Genomic DNA, 18,670 nt, shown 5'->3' on the forward strand with positions numbered 1-18,670 from the left:
GACGAGGGCATTTCGCCATAGGCGGTACCGCAGGCGCAGCAGGGCATCGGCGCGCACATGTTGGCGCTGACCCAGTCGTTCGGCAGCGCGGTGGGCACCGCGATCCTGACCGCGATTCTGTCGGCGCACACCTACCAGGTCTCCACCGTCGCCCGGCCCGGCGCGCCGGCGCAGACCTTCGTCATCCCGCAGGTGTACACCGACGACGGCTGGACGATCGGGCTCTGCGCGGTGGCCGCCGCCGGCGTGGCGTGCGTCGGGTCGGCCGCGGTGATGCGGGCCGGCCGCACCCCGGCCACCGGCGGCACGCCGCGCCAGTGCATCCCCGGCGCCGCGCGGGACGTACCCGACCCACGCGGCGCCGGATCTCACAGCGGTTGCACCAGGCGGCTCTCGTACGCCACCACCACGGCCTGCACGCGGTCGCGGACGCCGAGTTTGGCCAGCACCCGGCTCACATGGGTCTTGATCGTGGCGTCCGACAGATGCAGCCGGGCGGCGATCTCCGCGTTGGACAGGCCGCGGGCGACCTCGATCAGCACCCCGCGTTCGCGCTCGGTCAACTGCGCCAGCCGGGGATCCTCGGCGCCGGGCCCGAGATCGTGCTGCGGCAGCCGGTGCGCGAACGTCTCCAACAGGCGGCGGGTGACGCGGGGCGCGACCACCGCGTCGCCCGCCGCCACCGAACGGATCGCGCCCAGCAGTTCGGCGGGCAGCGCGTTCTTGAGCAGGAACCCGGAGGCGCCCGCGCGAAGTCCGGCGAAGGCGTACTCGTCCAGGTCGAACGTGGTCAGGATGAGCACCCTGGTCGCCGGGCAACGCTCGGTGATCAGCCGGGTCGCCTCGATGCCGTCCATGCCGGGCATGCGCACGTCCATCAACACCACGTCCGGGCGCACCGACTCGGCCAGCCGGACCGCGTCCTCGCCGCAGTCGGCCTCGCCTGCCAGGGTCATGTCGTCCTGGGCGTCCAGGACCATCGTGAACGCCATCCGCAGCAGCGGTTGGTCGTCCACCACCAGTACGTCGATGGCCACGTCAGGATCCTCCCGGATCGGTCAGGTGCAACAGCGCCGACACTCGCCAGCCGCCCCCGGGCAACGGCCCGGCCTCCACGTCGCCACCGTAGACGGCGGCTCGTTCCCGCATGCCCGCCAGTCCCCGCCCGCCGCGCGGTTCCTCCCCATCGCCGACGTCGCGCGCGCGTGGGCGGCCGTCGTCGACCACGCTCAGCTCCAGCCGCTCGGGCGAACTCCGGACCCGGATCCGCGCGTTCGCGCCGGGCCGGGCGTGCTTGAGGGTGTTGGTCAGCGCCTCCTGGGCGAGCCGGTACACCGCCAGTTGCGCGCCCGCGGGCACGTTCCGGGTGTCGCCCTGCACGGTGAGCGTGGTCGGCAGTCCGGCCGCGCGCACCTGTTCGGCCAACGCGCCCAGCCGGGCCAGGTCCGGCTGCGGGTGCCGGGCGGCGTCGGGTTCGTCCTCGTGCAGCACGCCCAGGAAGCGGCGCATCTCGGTGAGCGCCTGCCGACCCGTGCCGGAGACCTGCTCCATCGCGGCGGCCGAGCGGTCCGGTCTGCTGTGCACGGTCATCGTGGCGGCGTCCGCGAGCGCCACCATCACCGACAGGTTGTGCGTGACGATGTCGTGCATCTCGCGGGCGATCCGCGCGCGTTCGGCCGCCACCGCGAGTTCGGCCTGCTGTTCCTGGTCGCGTTCCAGGCGTTGCGCGCGCTCCTCCAGGGCCAGCAGGTAGCGCCGCCGGGTGCGCAGGTTGGCGCCGAGTACCGCCGCCGTGACGGCCATCGCGCTGAGCCCGACGAACGCGCCGAACCGGTACCCGTCCACGGTCCAACGGGCGACGGCGAGCACGATGCCGATCTCGACCACGGCGAGCGCGTACAGGGTGCGCCGCCGGTCGCAGGTCGCGGCCACGGTGTACAGCGCGATCAGCAGGCTCGCGTCCGCGCCCGTCTTCGCGTCGATCGACCACTGCCCCAGCGCCGCGGCCGAGATCACCACGAACACCGCGACCGGGGCCCGGCGGCGCAGCGCGAGCGGCAGGGTCAGCACCACCCCCATCGCCCCCCACGGGGACAGCCGCAGCACGTTCCCGGCCTCGAAGAGGAACAGCAGGGCGAGCGAGAGCGTGGCGTCGGCCCGGATCGGATGCCGGCGGGTGAAGGCCACCACCCGTGCCGGTACGGCGGCAAGCGCGTGCTCGCCGCCGAACCGTGCGGGAATCGTGTTCACGTGTCGCGCCGCCCGAGCAGCACCGCCGCCACCGCGAGCGCGGCCACCGCGTAGAGCACGAACACCGTGATGCCCGCTCCCGGGGACAGCACGCCCTCCGTCGGGTGCCACCGGCTGAGCGCCTGACCGGCCTCGCTGGGCAGGTACTTGGTGATGCGCTCCTGCCAGTCGGAGGGCAGCGCGCGGACCACCTCGGGCAGGACCAGCAGCAGTCCGAACACGATCGCGATGCCGCCGGCGGCGTTGCGCACGATCGCGCCGATCCCGATCGCCAGGACGCCGGTGAGGGCGAGGTAGACCGCGACGCCCACCACCACGCGCGGCACGCCCGGGTCGCCGAGCGAGACGTCGATGTGCTCCTTCGCCAGCACCGCCTGTCCGGTCACGAACGCGACCAGGCAGGTGGCGAGCATCAGCACGAAGGTGACCGTCGCGAACACCGCGGTCTTGGCCCACAACACCGGAAGCCGGTGCGGCACCGCCGACATGGTGGCCCGGATCGATCCGGTGGCGTACTCGCCGGTGACCACCAGGACACCGAGTACGCCGATCGCCAGCTGGGCCAGATACAACCCGGTCAGGCTCGCGTTGGGTGCGGAGAATCGCTCCCGCTCGCCGGTGCTCATGTTCGGCCAGCGGTCGACCGTGCCCGAGGTGACCAGCAGGCCCAGCGCGATCACCAGGAAGACGGCGGTGGCCAGGACCCACAGGGTCGAGCGCAGGCTGCGCAGCTTGATCCACTCGGCGTGGAGCACCCGCACGAAGGTGATCCGGCCGCGGCCGGCTGCCGTGGAGACGAATCGGGGGACGCCGGTGGTGTCGCCGGCGATGGTCGTGGTGGTCGACATCAGGCCACCTCGTCCTTGCGACGGCGACCCGTGCCGGTCGTCCGCGTCGGGCCGGGTCCGCCCGCGGCCACCCGATACTCGACCGCGTCCCGGGTCGATTCCATGAACGCCTCCTCCAGTGAAGCCTGTTGCGGGACCAGTTCGAACAGGGTGATGCCGTGCGCCGCGGCGACCCGGCCGATGTCGTCGCTGGACACCCCGGACACCTCCAGGACGTCCCGCTCGTGGCCGCTGATCCGCACCCGCGGGCCGAACAGCAGCGCGCGCAGCCGGTCGGCGTCGGGCGTACGGACCCGGACCTGGTCGGGCGCGGCGTTGTGGATGAACTCGGCGACCGAGACGTCGGCGATCAGCCGGCCCCGGCCGACCACGATCAGGTGCTCGGCGGTGAGCGCCATCTCGCTCATCAGGTGCGAGGACAGGAAGACCGTGCGGCCCTCGGCGGCCAGCGACTTGAGCAGCGTGCGGATCCACAACACGCCCTCGGGGTCGAGCCCGTTGACCGGCTCGTCCAGCACCAGCGTGGCCGGATCGCCCAGCAGCGCGGTGGCGATGCCCAGGCGCTGACCCATGCCCAGCGAAAAGCCGCCGACCCGCTTGCGGGCCACCTCGTCCAGCCCGACCATCTCGATCACCTCACGCACCCGACGGGTGGGGATGCCGGTGGTGGCGGCCATCGACAGCAGGTGGTTGTACGCCGAGCGCCCGGTGTGCACCGCCTTGGCCTCCAGCAGCGCACCGACCTCGTGCAGCGGGGCGCGATGGTCGGCGTAGCGGCGACCGTTGACGGTGACCGTGCCGGAGGTGGGGTGGTCCAGGCCCAGGATCATCCGCATCGTGGTGGACTTGCCGGCGCCGTTGGGGCCCAGGAAGCCGGTGACCACGCCGGGGCGGACGGTGAAGGTCAGTCCCTCGACGGCGGTCTTGGGCCCGTAGCGCTTGGTGAGTGCGTCGGCTTTGATCATCGCTGCCGTCTCCGTGGCTCCGGTGCTTGGGCACCTCCACGTGGAGGGCCGCCGGGCGGGTGCCCGATCTGCCCTCAACGCTAGCCGGCGGCCCGGCCCGTGCCGATCGCCGTGGGGGCGAACCCGGGAGCGCCGATTCATGCGCCCCCAGGGTGAACGGGTCCGTCGCTGGGATGACCCGACGGGTGCCCGGCGTCGGCTACTCCGGGTGCCCGCTCGAGCGCCGGAGGGCCAGGGCCGCCGCCGGGGGCTGCCACGCCGGGTCCAGTCGGGCGATGGTGACGAACGTGTCCAGGAGCAGCATCACCAGCAGATGGTGTACCACCTCGCGCTCCGGTTCCCGGCGGGCGAGCCAGTCCAGGGTGACCCCCTCGACGCAGTACAACCAGCCGATCAGCGCGGCGCGGGCGATCGGCGACAGGTCGGACCGACCGTAGGCGCCCTCGGCGAGCGAGGTGAGCATCTCCTCGCGGACACGTTCGCGGATGGTGAGCACGTCGGTGTCGAAGCCGACCCCGCCGCTGACCACGGTGCGGTAGGCGGCCTCGTTGCCCTGGGCGAAGCGCAGATAGCCGTCCAGGACGTTGCGCAGCCGATCGGCGGCGGGCTGGTCGGCGTCGCTGCGGGCGCGGGCGACCAGGTCGGCGACCGAGTCCTCGATCACCGCGAGGTAGTAGCCGCGCTTGTTCCGGAAGTAGTAGTAGAGCAGGCCCTTGGCCACGTTGGCGCGGGCCGCGATCTCGTCCACGGACAGCGCGTCGTAGGAGGTGTTGGCGAACAACTGCCGACCGATGGCCACCAGTTCGGCTCGGCGCGCCTGCGAGCGTTCGGAGTCGGGCGGGGTCCGGCGACCCTGCGGTCGGGGGCGTTGACTCTGATTCAAAACGGCCCCTGGTCTCGATCGCGGCAAGGTGCGTGCACGGGTCGGCGGCGACGCGGCGGGGGCGGTTCCGCTCCATGTCGCACGTCCACGGCAAGAGTACCGGCGACGACCTCGCGAGAGTCGGGGAACTCCTTCCCGAACAGCCCTCGGTCGCACGCCCGTCCATCGATCGTGCCGCCGCTCGTCCTCATCACCGACGTACGCGCCGACCGGCTTCGTACCCGCGGGCAGGCTCGCCACCGACATCGCGCCCAGGCCCCTTCGGCGCACCTCGACGGGGCCTCGCCGGGGCGGGACTCGTGCCGTCCGAGCAAGGTATTGACTTTTATTCAACACTCCCTACTGTGAGGTAACAAGAATCCTTCCGACGAAGGAGCATCGCCATGTCCTCGGTTCCACCCGCCGCGGCGGTCCCGCGGATCGCCCGGCGCTCGACCCGAACTCTGGTGCAGAGGCCGGCCGTTCGCACCGACGAACACCGCGACCTGGCGCTCAACCCGCGCGACGTGCACTTCGACTGGTCGCGCCTTCCGATGCACTGGGTGCCGCAGGAGCCCCTGGCCACGCACACGATGAACGTGCTGCACCTGCTGCTTCCCGAGGGCGAGCGCTGGTTCGTGCGCACCTTCCGGGAGGCGCTGCCGCTGATCACCGACGAGCGGCTGCGCGAGGATGTGATCGGCTTCATCGGCCAGGAGTCCGTGCACGCCGAGGCACACCAGGGCGTACTGGACCTGTTGCTCGCCAAGGGCCTGGACCCGGCGCCGTTCGTGCGCCAGGTCGAGTGGCTCTTCCACCGGGTGCTCGGCCGTCGGGACGACCCGACCGGCGCGGCCGGCCGGGAGAACCTGATCGAACGCGTGGCGATCATCGCCGCGATCGAGCACTTCACCGCGTTCCTGGGCGACTGGGTGCTCAACGCGCCCGGCCTGGACCGGGCCGAGGTGGATCCGATGATGCTCGACCTGCTCCGCTGGCACGGTGCCGAGGAGGTCGAACACCGCAGCGTCGCCTACGACTTGCTGGTCCACCTGGACCCGAGCTACCTGCGCCGGATGCGCACGATGGCGGTCACCGGACCGGTGCTGACCTGGCTGTGGGTGCGCGGTGTGCGGTTCCTGATGCTCACCGATCCCGAATTGGAGGGTCGCGCAAAACCGACCTGGCGTGCGTACGTACAGGCGTCGCGTCGGGGGCTGTTGCCGGGACTTACCGGGGCCGCGCGGTCCGCCGCGCGCTACGTCAAGCCGCGCTACCACCCCACCCAGGAGGGCTCGACCGGCCAGGCCGTCGCGTACCTGGCCCGCTCGCCCGCCGCCCGCGCCGCCGCCCGGTGAGCGCGCACCCGCCCGGCCGTCCGTCCCGGACACCGAGGATGCCGAGGATGCCCATGAGCCCGTCCACGCCGCCGACTTCGATATCCGGCGGGCCGAGCACCGCGCCGCCGGACCTGTACGGGCGCGAGCGCGCCGACCGGATGATGCGCGCGCTGACCGTGCTCGGCCGGCTGCACACCGACGCGGTCGCGCACCGGGGCCGGCGGCGGGCCCGATCCGGCGCGCCCCATCCCCCGACCCGACGGGCGGGAATGCTCGAACTCGTGGTCCGCGAGCGGGTCGTCGAGGCGCGGGAGGTGATCTCGCTGCGGCTGACCGCGCCGGCCGGCGGCCGGCTGCCCGACTGGCAGCCCGGCGCCCACCTGCTCCTGGAACTGCCCTCCGGACGCCGCCGCCACTACTCGCTGTGCGGCGACCCCCTGGACCGCTACACCTACCGGATCGCGATCCGCCGACTGCCCGAGGGCGGCGGCGGATCGGTGGAGATGCACGACGCGTTGCCGGTGGGCGCGACGCTGCGCACGGTCGGTCCACGCAACGCGTTCCCCTTCGCCGCCGAGCCCGCCGTGCTGTTCCTGGCCGGCGGCATCGGCATCACCCCGATCCTGCCGATGGTGCGTCAGGCCGCGCGGGCCGGCCTGGACTGGCGGCTGATCCACCTCGGCCGCACCCGCGCCTCGCTGCCATTCGGCGCCGAGCTGAGCGAACTGTGCGCTTCGAGCGAGCGGTTCGAGGTGCGTGCGGACGACGAGGCGGGCCCGCCCGACTGCGCCGAACTGGTGGGTCGAGCACCCGCCGGGGCTGCGGTGTACTGCTGCGGGCCGGCACCCATGCTGGCCGGCGTCCGCGCCGCCGTCGACGCCGGCCCGGGCGGCGGCCTGCACTTCGAGCGCTTCGCGCCCGCCCCGGTGGTCGACGGGCGACCCTTCGAACTGCGCCTGCGGCGCGCAGGGATCGATCTGGCCGTGCCCGCCGACCGGCCCGCCCTGGACGTGCTGCGCGAGGCCCTGCCGCAGACCGCCTACTCGTGCCGGCAGGGGTTTTGCGGTGTGTGCCGGGTGCGCGTACTGGCCGGCGAGGTCGACCACCGCGATCTGCGCCTGACCGACGACGAGCGGGCGGCCGGCGCGATGTTGGTGTGCGTCTCGCGCGCCGCGGAAGGCGAGCGGCTGGTCCTGGACCTGTGAGCGACCGCGCGGGCGAACGCCCGCGGCCGCCATCCCACCCCCCCCACGAAGGCGGAGGACATGAGCACACGGCTACAGGTTCCGGCGGCGCGACCGCCCCGAGGGATCCCGGCGTTCGCGTTCGACGAGGTCGACCTGGATCGTTTCCGCGACGTGCAGCGGCTGGCCTACCGCTGCGCCGAGCGCGTCGCGGCCTGGATCGAGCCGGGCGTGACGGAGCGTCGGGCCGCCGCTCGGCTGCGCCGCGAACTGGTGGCGGAGGGAGTCCGGGACTTCTTCCACATCCCGTTCGCGTGGTTCGGCGACCGCACCGCCTTCCGGAACTTCCACACCTCGCTCCAGTTCTTCGCCACCGACCGGGTGCTCACCGAGGGCATGCCGTACGTGCTGGACTGCGCGCCGATCGTGGACGGGTACACCGCCGACATCGGCTACGCCGGCAAAGTCGGCGAGAACGCGGTGTGGGATCGCCTGGTCCTCGACCTCGGCGCGTACCGCGACCTGATCCTGCGCGAGGTCAGGGCGGGCAAGGCGCTCGACGACGTGTACCGCGCGGTGGACGCGCTGATCCTCGAACACGGCTACGACAACCGGCATCGGGTCTATCCCGGCCGGGTGATCGGCCATCGGGTCACCCGGGTGACCCTGCGCCGGCCGGTCGGGGTGAACGCCCTGGGCTTCGGCGTGCGCACGCTGCGCACCCTGGGCCGGGAACTGATCGGCGAGCGCCTGCACGGGCGTTCGCCGCTGTGGGCGGACGGCCGGGCGTCCCGGCACGCGCCGACGCCGGGACTGTGGGCGGTGGAGCCGCACATCGCGTTGCGTGCGGTGGGCGTCAAATTCGAGGAGTTGCTGGTGGTCACCGACGACGACGCGTACTGGCTGGACGAGGACGTGCCGCACGTGCACCGGGTGCGTGCGGCGGGTGGGCGATGACGGCGCCGCCCGCGTCCGACGCGAAGCGCGTGGTCGACGCGGTCGAGGCCCCGCGCACCCGCACGGTGGTCTCCGCCGGTGTTCCCCTTGCGGTGTACGAACAGGGCCCGGAGGACCGGTCGTTGGTGCTGCTGGTGCACGGCTATCCGGACACCCATCGGGTCTGGGACGACGTCGTCGCCGACCTGGAGCGCGATCACCGGGTGGTCCGCTACGACGTGCGCGGCGCGGGTGCCTCCGGCGCGCCCGGGAGTCGCTACGGCTACCGGCTCGAACAACTGGCGGCCGACCTCTTCGCGGTGTTGGCGACGGTCGCCCCGGATCGGCCGGCACACGTGCTGGCCCACGACTGGGGCTCGATCCAGGCCTGGGAGGCGGTCACCGATCGGGCCGGCCCGCGCCGGATCGCCTCGTACACCTCGATCTCCGGGCCGTGTCTGGACCACGTCGGGCACTGGGCCCGCGCCCGGTTCGCCCGGCCCACCCCCCGGCATCTGCGACAACTCGCGGCGCAGTCCGTGCGCTCGTGGTACATCACCGCGTTCCACCTGCCGGTGCTCGCGCCCGCGACCTGGCGGCGGGGACTGGCCGCCCGCTGGGATCGGGTGCTGGCCGGGGCGGAGGGGATCCGGCCGCGCGCCGGGCACCCGCAGGCCACGCTGGTCGAGGACGCGGTGCGCGGGATCGCGCTGTACCGCGCCAACATGCTGCCGCGCATGGTGTTGCCGGGTCGCCGGGAGACAACCGTGCCGGTACAACTGATCACGCTCACCGACGACCGCTACGTCGGGGCGGCGCTGTCCGAGGGCCTGGAACGCTGGGTGCCCCGGCTGTGGCGGCGGACCGTCGCCGCGGGCCATTGGTCCGCCCTCCTGGAGAAGGGACCGACCGTGGCCCGAATGACCCGCGAGTTCGTCGAACACATCGAGCACGGCACCGCGACACCGGCGTTGGACCTGGCCCGGCAGCGCGAACGCCCGCCCGGCAGGGACCCGTTCTCGGGACGGCTCGCGCTGGTCACCGGCGCGGGTGGTGGGATCGGGCGGGCCACCGCGGTCGCGTTCGCCGAACAGGGCGCGGATGTGGTGGTGTGCGATCTGGATCTGCCCGCCGCCGAGCGCACGGCCGAACTGGCCCGGCTGTACGGGCGGGCGGCGCACGCGTATCGGGTGGATGTGGCCGACGGCGCGGCGATGGACACGTTCGCCGCCGAGGTCGTGCACGCGCACGGCGTCCCGGACATCGTGGTCAACAACGCCGGTGTGGGTCACTCGGGCACGTTCCTGGCCACGACGAACGCCGAGTGGAAGCGTGTGCTCGACGTCAACCTGTGGGGCGTGATCCACGGCTGCCGGGCGTTCGGCACCCTGCTGGCCGAGCGCGGCGAAGGCGGGCACATCGTCAACCTCGCGTCGGCGGCGGCGTATACGCCGGCCAAGATGCTGGCGGCCTACGCGACGAGCAAGGCCGCGGTGGCGATGTTGTCCGACTGCCTGCGGGCCGAGCTCGCCGGTTCGGGCGTGCGGGTGAGCACGATCTGCCCCGGCATCGTGAACACCGGGATCACCCGCAGCACCACCTTCTCCGGCGTGGACGACACCGAACAGGACGCGCGCCGGGAACGGTTCTCCAGGCTGTACGCGCGGCGGAACTACCCGCCGGAGAAGGTCGCCGACCAGATCGTGCGGGCGATCCGCCGGCGGCGGGCGGTGGTGGCGGTGACGCCGGAGGCGAAGGCGGGCCGGTTGCTGAGTCGGGTGTCGCCGGGGGCGATGCGGGTGCTGGCGCGGGTCGGGACGGGCTGACGACTCCGGACCGACGGCTGCGATGCCGGTCGGGTGGGTGGGTGGGTGGGTGGGTGGGTGGGTGAACCCGCCCGACCGGCGTCGTGGAGTGAAAACCGTGGGAACTACCGGACGCGTCCGCGGGGCTCAGGCGCTTGCCCCGCCTCGGGCGCCTGGGGCGCCTGGGACATCTCGGGCACCTGAATCGCGTCGGACGCCTCGGTCGCCGCGCTCGCCCGGGTCGCCCGATACGTCAGCCCCGCCACCGCAAGGGCCGCACCCATCAGGATCGCGCTCACCCACACCGGCGCGCGGTAGCCGAACCCGGCGTCGATGGCCAGGCCGCCGAGCCAGGGTCCGAGAGCGCCGCCCACGTTGAAGGCGGCGGTGGCGCCCGCTCCGGCCAATGCCGAGGTCGCCGGGGCGAGCCGAAGCACCCTGGAAATCAGCGCCGTTCCGGTACCGAACGCGAGCATCCCCTGCACCGGGACGAGCACGATCACCGCGACCGGATGAGCGGCCGTCGCCGCGAGGAGGGCCCATCCCACCGCGAGCGCCGCCATCCCGGCCGTGATCAGCGTGTTCGGCCGCGCGTCGACGACGCGGCCCGCGACGGTGACGCCGATGAACGAGCCCGCCCCGAACAGCGCGAGCGCGAGCGGCACCCAGCCGTCGCCGAGCCCGGCGACGTCGGTGACCAGCGCTTCGAGGTAGGAGAACGTACCGAATGTCGCGCCCTGCACGAGCGCGCTCAGCAGCAGCGTGATCAGCAGCGGCGGCGTGGCCAGGGCTCGCAGTTCGCGGCGCGCGCCGACCGTGGCATCCACCTGGACCGGCCGGTTCGGCACCGTGCGCGCGATCGCGAACACGGCCGGCAGCGACACCAGGGCCACCGCCCAGAATGCCGAGCGCCACCCCCACCACGCGCCCAGCAACGCGCCGGCGGGCACGCCCGCCACACACGCGAGGGTGACCCCACCGACCACCACGGACGTGGCTCGGGCTCGGCGTTCGGGCCCGGCCAGGTCGATCGCGGTCACCAGGGCGACCGCCCAGAACCCGGCGTTGGCGAGCGCGCCGATCACCCGGGTGGCCAGCAGGACCGGGTGGTTCGGGGCGAGCGCCCCGACCACGTGCACGGCGATGAACACGCCCAGGAACGACAACAGCGCGCGCCGACGGGGCCAGGTGCGGCTCAGCAGCGCCATCGCGGGCGCGCCGACCACCATCCCGATCGCGAACGCCGAGGTCAGCAGCCCGGCAGTGGGAATGGACACGTGCAGGTCGGTGGCGATGCCCGAGAGCAGGCCGGACAACATGAACTCCGAGGTGCCCTGGGCGAAGACCGCGAGCCCGAGCACGTAGACAGCGAATGGCATGACGAAACCCCATGGACGTCCGAGGGATCCGATCCGGATCCGATTGGGCAGGGGTGGGCCACGTCCGCGCGTGCGTACGACACCGGCTTGCTTGCACGGGTGTCGCAACGGCGGCGCGGGAGCCCACACTTCGCTGCTCCGGCGACTCGGGTGGCGGTCATGCCCGCGGACGGGTCCGAGCACGCCCTCGGCTCGCTGCTGCGGCCGGGCGGCTCAGTTCATCGACACGTTCGACAGGAGGTCGGCCACCGCTTCACCGGCGGCCGTCGTCTGTCCGACTCGGGGCTGGACACGATCGGGAAGCTACCAGCCGGACCCGCCCGGCCTCCACCGGTTTCCGGGTGGAAACAGATGCCGCACCGACGCGCCATAGTGCATGATGATGCCGAGTAAGGAATATTCATGCAACATCGAGTCGTCGAATCGAGGTCGTCCCATGGGGTATTCCACCCTCAAAAGCCGCAATCTGCTCTCCCTGCGCGACGTCGAAGCGGACGAGATCACCGAGTTGCTGGACCGGGCGGCGGACACCAAGGAGCGGGCCGCGCACGGCGAACGCGTCCCGGTCCTGGCCGGTCGCAACATCGCGCTGATCTTCCTCAAGCCCTCGTGCCGCACCCGGGTCTCGTTCGTGGTCGCCGCGACGCAGTCCGGCGCGCATCCGGAGCTGTTCAGCCGCGAGGACATCCGGTTCGGCGTCAAGGAGTCCGTCCGCGACATCGCCCGAGTGTTCGGTCGGGTCTTCGACGGTGTGATGTTCCGCGGCTTCGAACACGCGACCATCGCCGAGTTCGCGCGCCACGCGGGCGTGCCGGTGTGGAACGGCCTGTGCGACTCGTACCATCCCACCCAGGTCCTCGCCGACCTGCTCACCCTGCGCGAGAACTTCGGTCGCCTGGAGGGCCTGCCCGTCACCTACGTCGGCGACGGCCGCAACAACGTGGCGTACACGCTGGCCATCGCCGCCGCCAAACTCGGTCTGGACCTGCGCGTCCTGGCCCCCGAACCGCTGCACCCGAACCCCGGATCCATCGCCGAACTGCTCGCCGAGGCCGAGTCCCCGCACGCCGCGATCACCGTCACCGCGTCGCCCCGCCGAGCCCTGGCCGACTCGGCGGCCGTCTACGGCGACGTGTGGGTGTCCATGGGCGAGGAGGCGCACACCCGCGAACGCATCGACCTGCTCCGGGACTTGAAGGTAACCCCCGACCTGATGGCCGGCACCGGCCGCGCGGACACCATCTACCTGCACTGCCTCCCAGCCTTCCACGACCTCGACACCGAAACCGCCCGCGCCCAGCCGGACATCCTCGAGGTGGACGACGAGGTCTTCGAAGGGCCCCGAAGCCGCGTCTTCGAGCAATCCGAGAACCGTATGCACACCGCGAAGGCCCTGATGCAGCTCACCATCGCGGGCTGACCGAAGGCGCTCGCGCCCACACCCCCGGTGCGGACGGCTCGGTGCCCCGGCGCGCGACGCTCCTGGGCGCGGCACATCGCCACCCCGGGAACGTCGCCGTGGTCCGGGCGAAACGGTCGGCGCCGTCGAGCCAGGGGAAGTGGCCGGCCCCGGCCTGGACCACGAGTTCGGCGTACGGGAACAACGCGGCGAACTCCCCCATCACGCGCGGCGGACCGGAGACGTCGACCTCGCCGGCGAGCAGGAGGACCGGCGCCTCGAACCGGGCCGGCACCGCACGGGTGTCGGCCGGGTCGAAGGCGCCCTCCGCCCCGAACACGGCCGCCGCCTCGTCGTTGCGCTGGGTGTCCTCGGCCGCGCGATGCGCCCGGGCCCGTTCGTCCCGGACACCGTAGGCGAACGGCGCGATGGCGTCCCTCGTGCCACGGCCGCCCGCACGGCGGCCACCAGGGCGGCCGTGTTTGCCAGTTCGTGACGGACGGTGCGAAGTCGCCCACGGCGGGTATCGATCGCTCTAGCCTGGCCGCGAACGAGCGCCGGCCGCATCGACCGGAACCACAGGGGGCCGACATGGCATGGTATTCGCGCAGCTACGACAGGCCGGAAGGGCCGGACGGGCCCAGCCGGCGGCCCAGGCCCGGCGAACGACCGGACCAGCCGGACCGGCCGGATGAACGCGTCGGGGTGAGCCGATGAGTTCGCCGACCCAGCTTCGTCCGGCGGTCCCCCTGCACCGACTGGACGTCCCCGCGCCGAGCATCCTGCCGTTCGCGATCGGCTCGTTCGACACCATCGGGCCGATGTCGCGCGCCGACTTCCCCCATCGACACACCTTCTACGAGATCGCCTTCGTGACCGGCGGCCGCGGCACCCACGTGATCGACCTGGTACCGCGCACGGTCAACCCGCCACACCTGTTCTTCGTCGCGCCCGGTCAGGTGCATTTCTGGCACCGAATGCAGGAACTCAGCGGCTGGGTCGTCCTGTTCAACGACGACTTCCTGCTCGCCCACCCCGAGGACCGGGACACGGTACGCGACCTGGCCGGACACCCGAAGCTGCGTCCCACGCCCGAGGCGGCGCCGGGGCTGGCCGGGGTGGTGGCCGAGATGCGGCGCGAATACGCCGAGCAGGGCGAGGGGTTCATCCCGATCCTGCAGGCGTACCTGCACGTGCTGATCCTGCGCGCGGCACGACTCGCGGCCCGAAACGGCGCGGACGTGGACCCCGATCCCGATCCGGGCCCCACCGCCGTCATCGCCCAGCGCTTCACCCGGCTGCTGGACGGGCCGGTGGACCTGGATCCCCTGGATCGCACGGTCGGCGCGTACGCCGCCCAACTGGGTGTATCGGTGGGCCACCTCAACCACGCGGTGAAGAGCACGACCGGGCGCACCCCCGGCCAGATCATCCGCCAGACCCAGGTGGTCGAGGCCAAACGGCTGCTCGCGGGCAGTGATCTGACGGTGCGCCAGGTCGCCGATCGGGTGGGATTCGCGGACCCCGCGTACTTCTGCCGATTCTTCCGCAGGGAGACCGGAAGCACCCCCGGGGAGTATCGCCGGGACATCAACGCGAAGCACCACGAGGGCCGTGCTTTGTCCATCGACGCACCCGAGCGGCGCGCATAGGTTCAGACCAATCGCGAGTGGGCCGGATCGATGCCTCGACCCTGCCCGCCCGTCCCCCTCGCCGAGGAGAGGTCGCCGTGGACACCGACAACACCGATCAGGACGAGCCCGTCAGGCGCGGCATCACCCGCAAGAATCTGCTCAAGGCGGCCCTGGTGGCCGCCCCACTCCCGTTGCTCATCGGCGGTGTGCCCGCGCTGGCCAGGTCGCAGCGCGAGTCCGGCACACTGGAACCCACCCCCTTCTGCCACGACGGGGACGAGCCGACGATCGCGCAGACCGAGGGCCCGTACTTCAAGCCCAACTCACCGCTGCGCTCGGTGCTCACCACCCCCAACACCCCGGGTGTGCCGCTCACCGTCTCCGGATACGTGTTCGGTCGGCAGTGTCAGCCACTGGCGAACGTCCTGCTCGACTTCTGGCAGGCGGACACCAACGGCAACTACGACAACGTCGGATTCACCTTCCGTGGCCACCAGTTCACCAACGCCCAGGGGGCGTACTCGCTGACCACGATCGTGCCGGGCCTGTACCCCGGCCGCACCCGGCACCTGCACATGAAGGTCCAGGCGCCCAACCGCGGCATCCTCACCACGCAGACGTACTTCCCGGGTGAGCCGCGCAACAACACCGACACCATCTTCGACCCCCGACTGTTGATGACGGTGCGTACGGTCGGCAACGGCAGGGAGGCGTCCTTCGACTTCGTGCTGAACGTGAACGGCGTGCCGCCGACCACGCAACCGCCGACGAGCGAGCCGCCCACCAACCCGCCGGGCGGCACCTGGCGCGTGGGCACCAACTACGCGGCCGGCAGTACGGCGACCTATGGCGGCCAGAACTACCGTTGTCTGCAGGGCCACACGGCACAACCGGGCTGGGAGCCGCCCAACGTGCCGGCTCTGTGGCAGCGGGTCTGATCGACACCCTCGGGGGGAGGCGAGTCGATCACGGGCCCCGGCGGCGCCACCCGCCGGGGCCCGAGGCATGTCCGGCGCCGGGCGCCGACGGCGGCGCGCGGTACAGGTCGGCCGGTGGCGAGCGGACCGGTGGCATCAGCCCGCGTCGAGCAGACGGGTAGCGTTCAGCCGGTGTCGAGCATAGGGGTGTCGTAGCCCTCCTCGACCATCTCCAGGCGCAGCCGCGCCCGCGGGTCGTGCACGCCGGGCGGACCGCGCAAATGTGCCGGACCGGACCGAAGTTCGTTGGTCGAGTCCCCACCGACCGCACCCACCGTGTCGACGCCGCCCACACCGGCCCGCGACGAACTGCACACGGGAGTGCACGGTGATGCGCTCCATGGTGTCTCCCCGATCGGCCAACCGCAGTGCGAAGCACGCCAGTTGACCCGCGCCCAGGTGCCCGGGCGCACCGGCGCTGCCACCCGCAACACCCCGCGTCCAGCAGCCGCAACATGCGCGCCCGGGTCGCGCCCGGGACAGGCCGATCCGCTGCGTCGGTTCGGCGCACGGCATCCGGCCGTCCAAGTGCACCGCGCGGCTCTCGGTGACTGATCCGCGCGGCAGTCTCGCGTGTCGGGTCGGTGCGTTCGGCGGCACCACGAGCGGCACCCGCGGGCGTCGTCGTGCGGGTATTGCCCGCGGGTGCCGCCCGAACGCACCGACGCTGAGCCGACCCGGTCGCGTCGAGACCTTCCACCGCTCTCACGCCGACGACCGGCCGCCGGCTCACGGTGGGGTCGCGAGCCGACGACCGGGGTTCATGGGCGATCGACGGGACATGCGCTGCCGGCCCCGCGGACCCGATCGGATCCGCGGGGCCCGCTCCGGCGAACCGGGCTCAGCTGATCGCGAAGTCGTCGCCGTAGACCGAACCCTGCGCGTACCAGCCGTGCAGGTAGACGGTCACCGAGCCGGACGCGCCGACGGTGAACGGCACCGTCAGCTTGGTCCACGTCGCCCCGGGCGAGGCCCACGTGCTGCCGCTCGCGCCGCCGCTGACGCCCAGGTACGCGTAATTCCCGCGGACCCAACCGGTGAGCGTATGCGTCGAGTTCGGGGCGAGTTGCAGCGTCTGCCGGCATTCCCCGGTCTGCGCCGGGCCGGCCGCCGCCTCGATGGCGTGGGTGCCGCCGTGCGCGACGGTGGTGACCACCGCGCCGCCCGGCTGGCAGGTCCACGGGCTGAGCGTGCCACTCTCCAGGTCCGCGTTGAGCAGGCCGCCGCCGCTGATGGCGGTGACGGTGAGCAGGTAGGTCGCGCTGTGTGTCGCCGAGGGACCCACACCGGTGACGGTCAGCGGGAAGGTGCCCGTTTGCGCGGATGTGGACACGGCGATGCTCAGCGTCGCCGACGAGCCCGCGTTGACCGACGTCGGATCGACCGTCGCGGTGACCCCGATGGGTGCACCGGTCACGGTGAGCGCGACGTTCTGCGCGCTGCCGGCCGTGACCGTCGTGTTGATCGTCGCCGTGCCGGTCCCACCCTGGGCGACGGTGCCGGACGCGGGTGCGACGAGGATGGAGAAGTCGTCGGTGGTCGGCCCGGACGTGACGGTGAGCTGGTAGGTCGCGCTGTGCGTCGCCGAGGGCCCGACTCCGTTGATCGTGAGCGGATAGGTACCCGGCGTCGCGGACGCGGAGGCGGCGATGTTCACCGTCGCCGACCCGCCCGCGGTGACCGAGGTCGGGGTGATCGTCGCGGTGACCCCGGTGGGCGCGCCGGTGACGGTGAGCGCGACGTTCTGCGCGCTGCCGGCCGTGACCGCCGTGTTGATCGTCGCCGAGGTGCTCGCGCCCTTGGCCACCGAACCGGCCCCTGGACTGACCCCGAGCGAGAAGTCGTTGGTGACCGGTCCCCCGCTGGTGAAGGGCGCGAACGTACGGGTGAACTGCCACAGTTCCTGCGGGATGCCGGAGCAGTTGTCGGCCGCCCCGCCGCCGGGGCAGTTGCCGTTGTCACGTTGCAGGGCCCACATCGACAGGGTGCTGATGCCCTGCGTCCTGGCCCAGTTGTAGACGGTGACCGCGTCGGCGGTGGTGAAGGTCTCGGCGGGGCCGAAGTCGTCCACGCCGGGCATCACGGTGACACCGACCATGGCCCACAGCTCCGCCTGGGTCTTGGTCGGGTACAACTGCGCGAGTTGGTTCTTCAGGCCGGTCGCGGCGGTCTTGGCGTCCTCGGCCATCTGGTGCGGCTGGTTGTCGTAGTAGTCGAAGGTCATGATGTTGACCACGTCGACCTTGGTGCCGTTGGTGACCGCGTTCTGCAGCACGGCCAGGCCGCTGGGGGCCAGGCCCTGCGTCGTGGTCGGCAGGGTGTACTGGATCTGCAACGGCCGGCCGGTGCTCGCGGCCCAGGCCTGTACCTGCTTGAGCGCCTTGTTGCGCCGGTCGATGCCGGCGGTATTGGTGAGCGAGTTGTCCTCGACGTCGAGGCAGATCCGGGTGAGGTCGTAGGTCGAGATGACGTTCTGTATGGCACTGGCGATCGAGTTGACGTTGGTGCAGCTGTCCGAGATCTCGGTACCGGTGTTGCCCGCGGTGTAGCCGCCGAACGACGGGATGACATCGCCACCGGCCGCGCGGATCGTGGCGATGTCCGCGCCGAACGTGGACTGCGAGATCGGCATCCCGGTGTCGCCGTTCCAGTACGGCGTGCAGGATCCCCGGCTCGGGGTCTGGATGAAGGCCATGGTCAGGTACTTGGCACCGGACTGCGCGGACAGCGTCGCCGGGCTCTCGCCGGTCCACGCCTCGAAGTACGGCGCGAACACGCGAGCGGGCATCGGCGTGCCGAGGGCCTGCTGCGCGGCGGCGGGCGTCGCGGCGGCGGTGGCGGTCGTGGTGGCTGTCGTCGGTGCGGCGGGCGCGGCGCCGCCCGCGGACAACACGAGGCCCAGCGACGCGGCTGCGGTGGTCAGCACGGTCGCCAGGGCGCGGAGCGGATGTGCTCGTCTCATCGGTGCTCCCGTTTTCGAAGGGACGGGAAGGGACGGTGCCGGGTGGGACGGGACGGTGATGCGGGGCGGCGGATCCGAGACGGTGGTGCGGTGGTGCGATGCGATGCGGCGTGCGCGGGTGCGGCATCC

Annotated in this window: 17 protein-coding genes; 7 read left to right on the top strand and 10 right to left on the bottom strand. The window is 72.3% G+C overall.

Translation table 11 applies throughout. The features are described 5' to 3' along the window. Positions 1-131: 131 nt before the first annotated feature. The 6 genes from ACIBSV_RS01080 to ACIBSV_RS01105 all read right to left on the bottom strand — a co-directional run bounded on the left by ACIBSV_RS01080 (position 132) and on the right by ACIBSV_RS01105 (position 4,946). Positions 132-323: a hypothetical protein gene (locus ACIBSV_RS01080; RefSeq protein ID WP_395858774.1), complete on the bottom strand. Its 192-nt coding sequence runs from the start codon at positions 321-323 to the stop codon at positions 132-134. 45 nt (positions 324-368) lie between these two features. Further along, entirely contained in the window at positions 369-1,037 is a 669-nt protein-coding gene (locus ACIBSV_RS01085) for a response regulator (RefSeq protein ID WP_395858775.1), read from the bottom strand. A gap of 1 nt (position 1,038) precedes the next feature. Then, positions 1,039-2,250 carry a sensor histidine kinase gene (locus ACIBSV_RS01090; RefSeq protein ID WP_395858776.1) on the bottom strand — a complete coding sequence of 404 codons (1,212 nt, stop codon included), beginning with the start codon at positions 2,248-2,250 and terminating at the stop codon, positions 1,039-1,041. Continuing rightward, positions 2,247-3,098, bottom strand: coding sequence for an ABC transporter permease (locus ACIBSV_RS01095; protein ID WP_395858778.1), 852 nt, complete (start codon positions 3,096-3,098; stop codon positions 2,247-2,249). Before ACIBSV_RS01095 ends, ACIBSV_RS01090 begins: the two co-directional genes overlap by 4 nt. Then, positions 3,098-4,063, bottom strand: coding sequence for an ATP-binding cassette domain-containing protein (locus ACIBSV_RS01100; protein WP_331770861.1), 966 nt, complete (start codon positions 4,061-4,063; stop codon positions 3,098-3,100). The genes ACIBSV_RS01095 and ACIBSV_RS01100 overlap by 1 nt, the downstream gene beginning before the upstream one ends. A gap of 199 nt (positions 4,064-4,262) precedes the next feature. After that, positions 4,263-4,946 (bottom strand): TetR/AcrR family transcriptional regulator, encoded by a 684-nt coding sequence (locus ACIBSV_RS01105; protein ID WP_395858779.1) that lies wholly within the window; start codon positions 4,944-4,946, stop codon positions 4,263-4,265. Between the two features lie 383 nt (positions 4,947-5,329). On the opposite strand from ACIBSV_RS01105, the gene ACIBSV_RS01110 reads away from it, so the two are divergent. Genes ACIBSV_RS01110 through ACIBSV_RS01125 form a run of 4 tightly spaced genes read left to right on the top strand, consistent with a single transcriptional unit; the run spans position 5,330 to position 10,211 of the window. Then, on the top strand, positions 5,330-6,283 hold the full coding sequence (locus tag ACIBSV_RS01110) for a metal-dependent hydrolase (protein WP_395858780.1): 954 nt from the start codon (positions 5,330-5,332) through the stop codon (positions 6,281-6,283). 53 nt (positions 6,284-6,336) lie between these two features. Beyond that, entirely contained in the window at positions 6,337-7,470 is a 1,134-nt protein-coding gene (locus ACIBSV_RS01115) for a PDR/VanB family oxidoreductase (protein ID WP_395858781.1), read from the top strand. A 60-nt stretch (positions 7,471-7,530) separates the two neighbouring features. After that, on the top strand, positions 7,531-8,406 hold the full coding sequence (locus tag ACIBSV_RS01120; RefSeq protein WP_395858782.1) for a M24 family metallopeptidase: 876 nt from the start codon (positions 7,531-7,533) through the stop codon (positions 8,404-8,406). After that, positions 8,403-10,211, top strand: a complete 1,809-nt coding sequence (locus tag ACIBSV_RS01125; protein WP_395858783.1) for an SDR family oxidoreductase — start codon at positions 8,403-8,405, stop codon at positions 10,209-10,211. Before ACIBSV_RS01120 ends, ACIBSV_RS01125 begins: the two co-directional genes overlap by 4 nt. A gap of 104 nt (positions 10,212-10,315) precedes the next feature. On the opposite strand, the gene ACIBSV_RS01130 is transcribed toward ACIBSV_RS01125, so the two are convergent. Continuing rightward, complete coding sequence (locus ACIBSV_RS01130) at positions 10,316-11,569, bottom strand: Cmx/CmrA family chloramphenicol efflux MFS transporter (RefSeq protein WP_395858784.1); 1,254 nt, start codon at positions 11,567-11,569, stop codon at positions 10,316-10,318. 436 nt (positions 11,570-12,005) lie between these two features. Between ACIBSV_RS01130 and argF the strand changes: the two genes are divergently transcribed. Further along, positions 12,006-12,989: an ornithine carbamoyltransferase gene (argF, locus tag ACIBSV_RS01135; protein WP_395858785.1), complete on the top strand. Its 984-nt coding sequence runs from the start codon at positions 12,006-12,008 to the stop codon at positions 12,987-12,989. Here argF and ACIBSV_RS01140 read toward each other — a convergent pair. Then, on the bottom strand, positions 12,973-13,308 hold the full coding sequence (locus tag ACIBSV_RS01140) for an alpha/beta fold hydrolase (protein ID WP_395858786.1): 336 nt from the start codon (positions 13,306-13,308) through the stop codon (positions 12,973-12,975). The genes argF and ACIBSV_RS01140 overlap by 17 nt on opposite strands. A gap of 373 nt (positions 13,309-13,681) precedes the next feature. On the opposite strand from ACIBSV_RS01140, the gene ACIBSV_RS01145 reads away from it, so the two are divergent. Then, complete coding sequence (locus tag ACIBSV_RS01145) at positions 13,682-14,620, top strand: AraC family transcriptional regulator (RefSeq protein ID WP_395858787.1); 939 nt, start codon at positions 13,682-13,684, stop codon at positions 14,618-14,620. Between the two features lie 77 nt (positions 14,621-14,697). After that, positions 14,698-15,540 (top strand): carbohydrate-binding protein, encoded by an 843-nt coding sequence (locus tag ACIBSV_RS01150; RefSeq protein WP_395858788.1) that lies wholly within the window; start codon positions 14,698-14,700, stop codon positions 15,538-15,540. Positions 15,541-15,704: 164 nt separating this feature from the next. On the opposite strand, the gene ACIBSV_RS01155 is transcribed toward ACIBSV_RS01150, so the two are convergent. Both ACIBSV_RS01155 and ACIBSV_RS01160 read right to left on the bottom strand, forming a co-directional pair. Further along, complete coding sequence (locus tag ACIBSV_RS01155) at positions 15,705-15,896, bottom strand: hypothetical protein (RefSeq protein ID WP_395858789.1); 192 nt, start codon at positions 15,894-15,896, stop codon at positions 15,705-15,707. Positions 15,897-16,420: 524 nt separating this feature from the next. After that, positions 16,421-18,541, bottom strand: a complete 2,121-nt coding sequence (locus tag ACIBSV_RS01160; protein WP_395858790.1) for a glycosyl hydrolase family 18 protein — start codon at positions 18,539-18,541, stop codon at positions 16,421-16,423. Positions 18,542-18,670 lie beyond the last annotated feature (129 nt).

This window comes from Embleya sp. NPDC050154 (assembly GCF_044460165.1).
Taxonomy (GTDB): Bacteria; Actinomycetota; Actinomycetes; order Streptomycetales; family Streptomycetaceae; genus Embleya.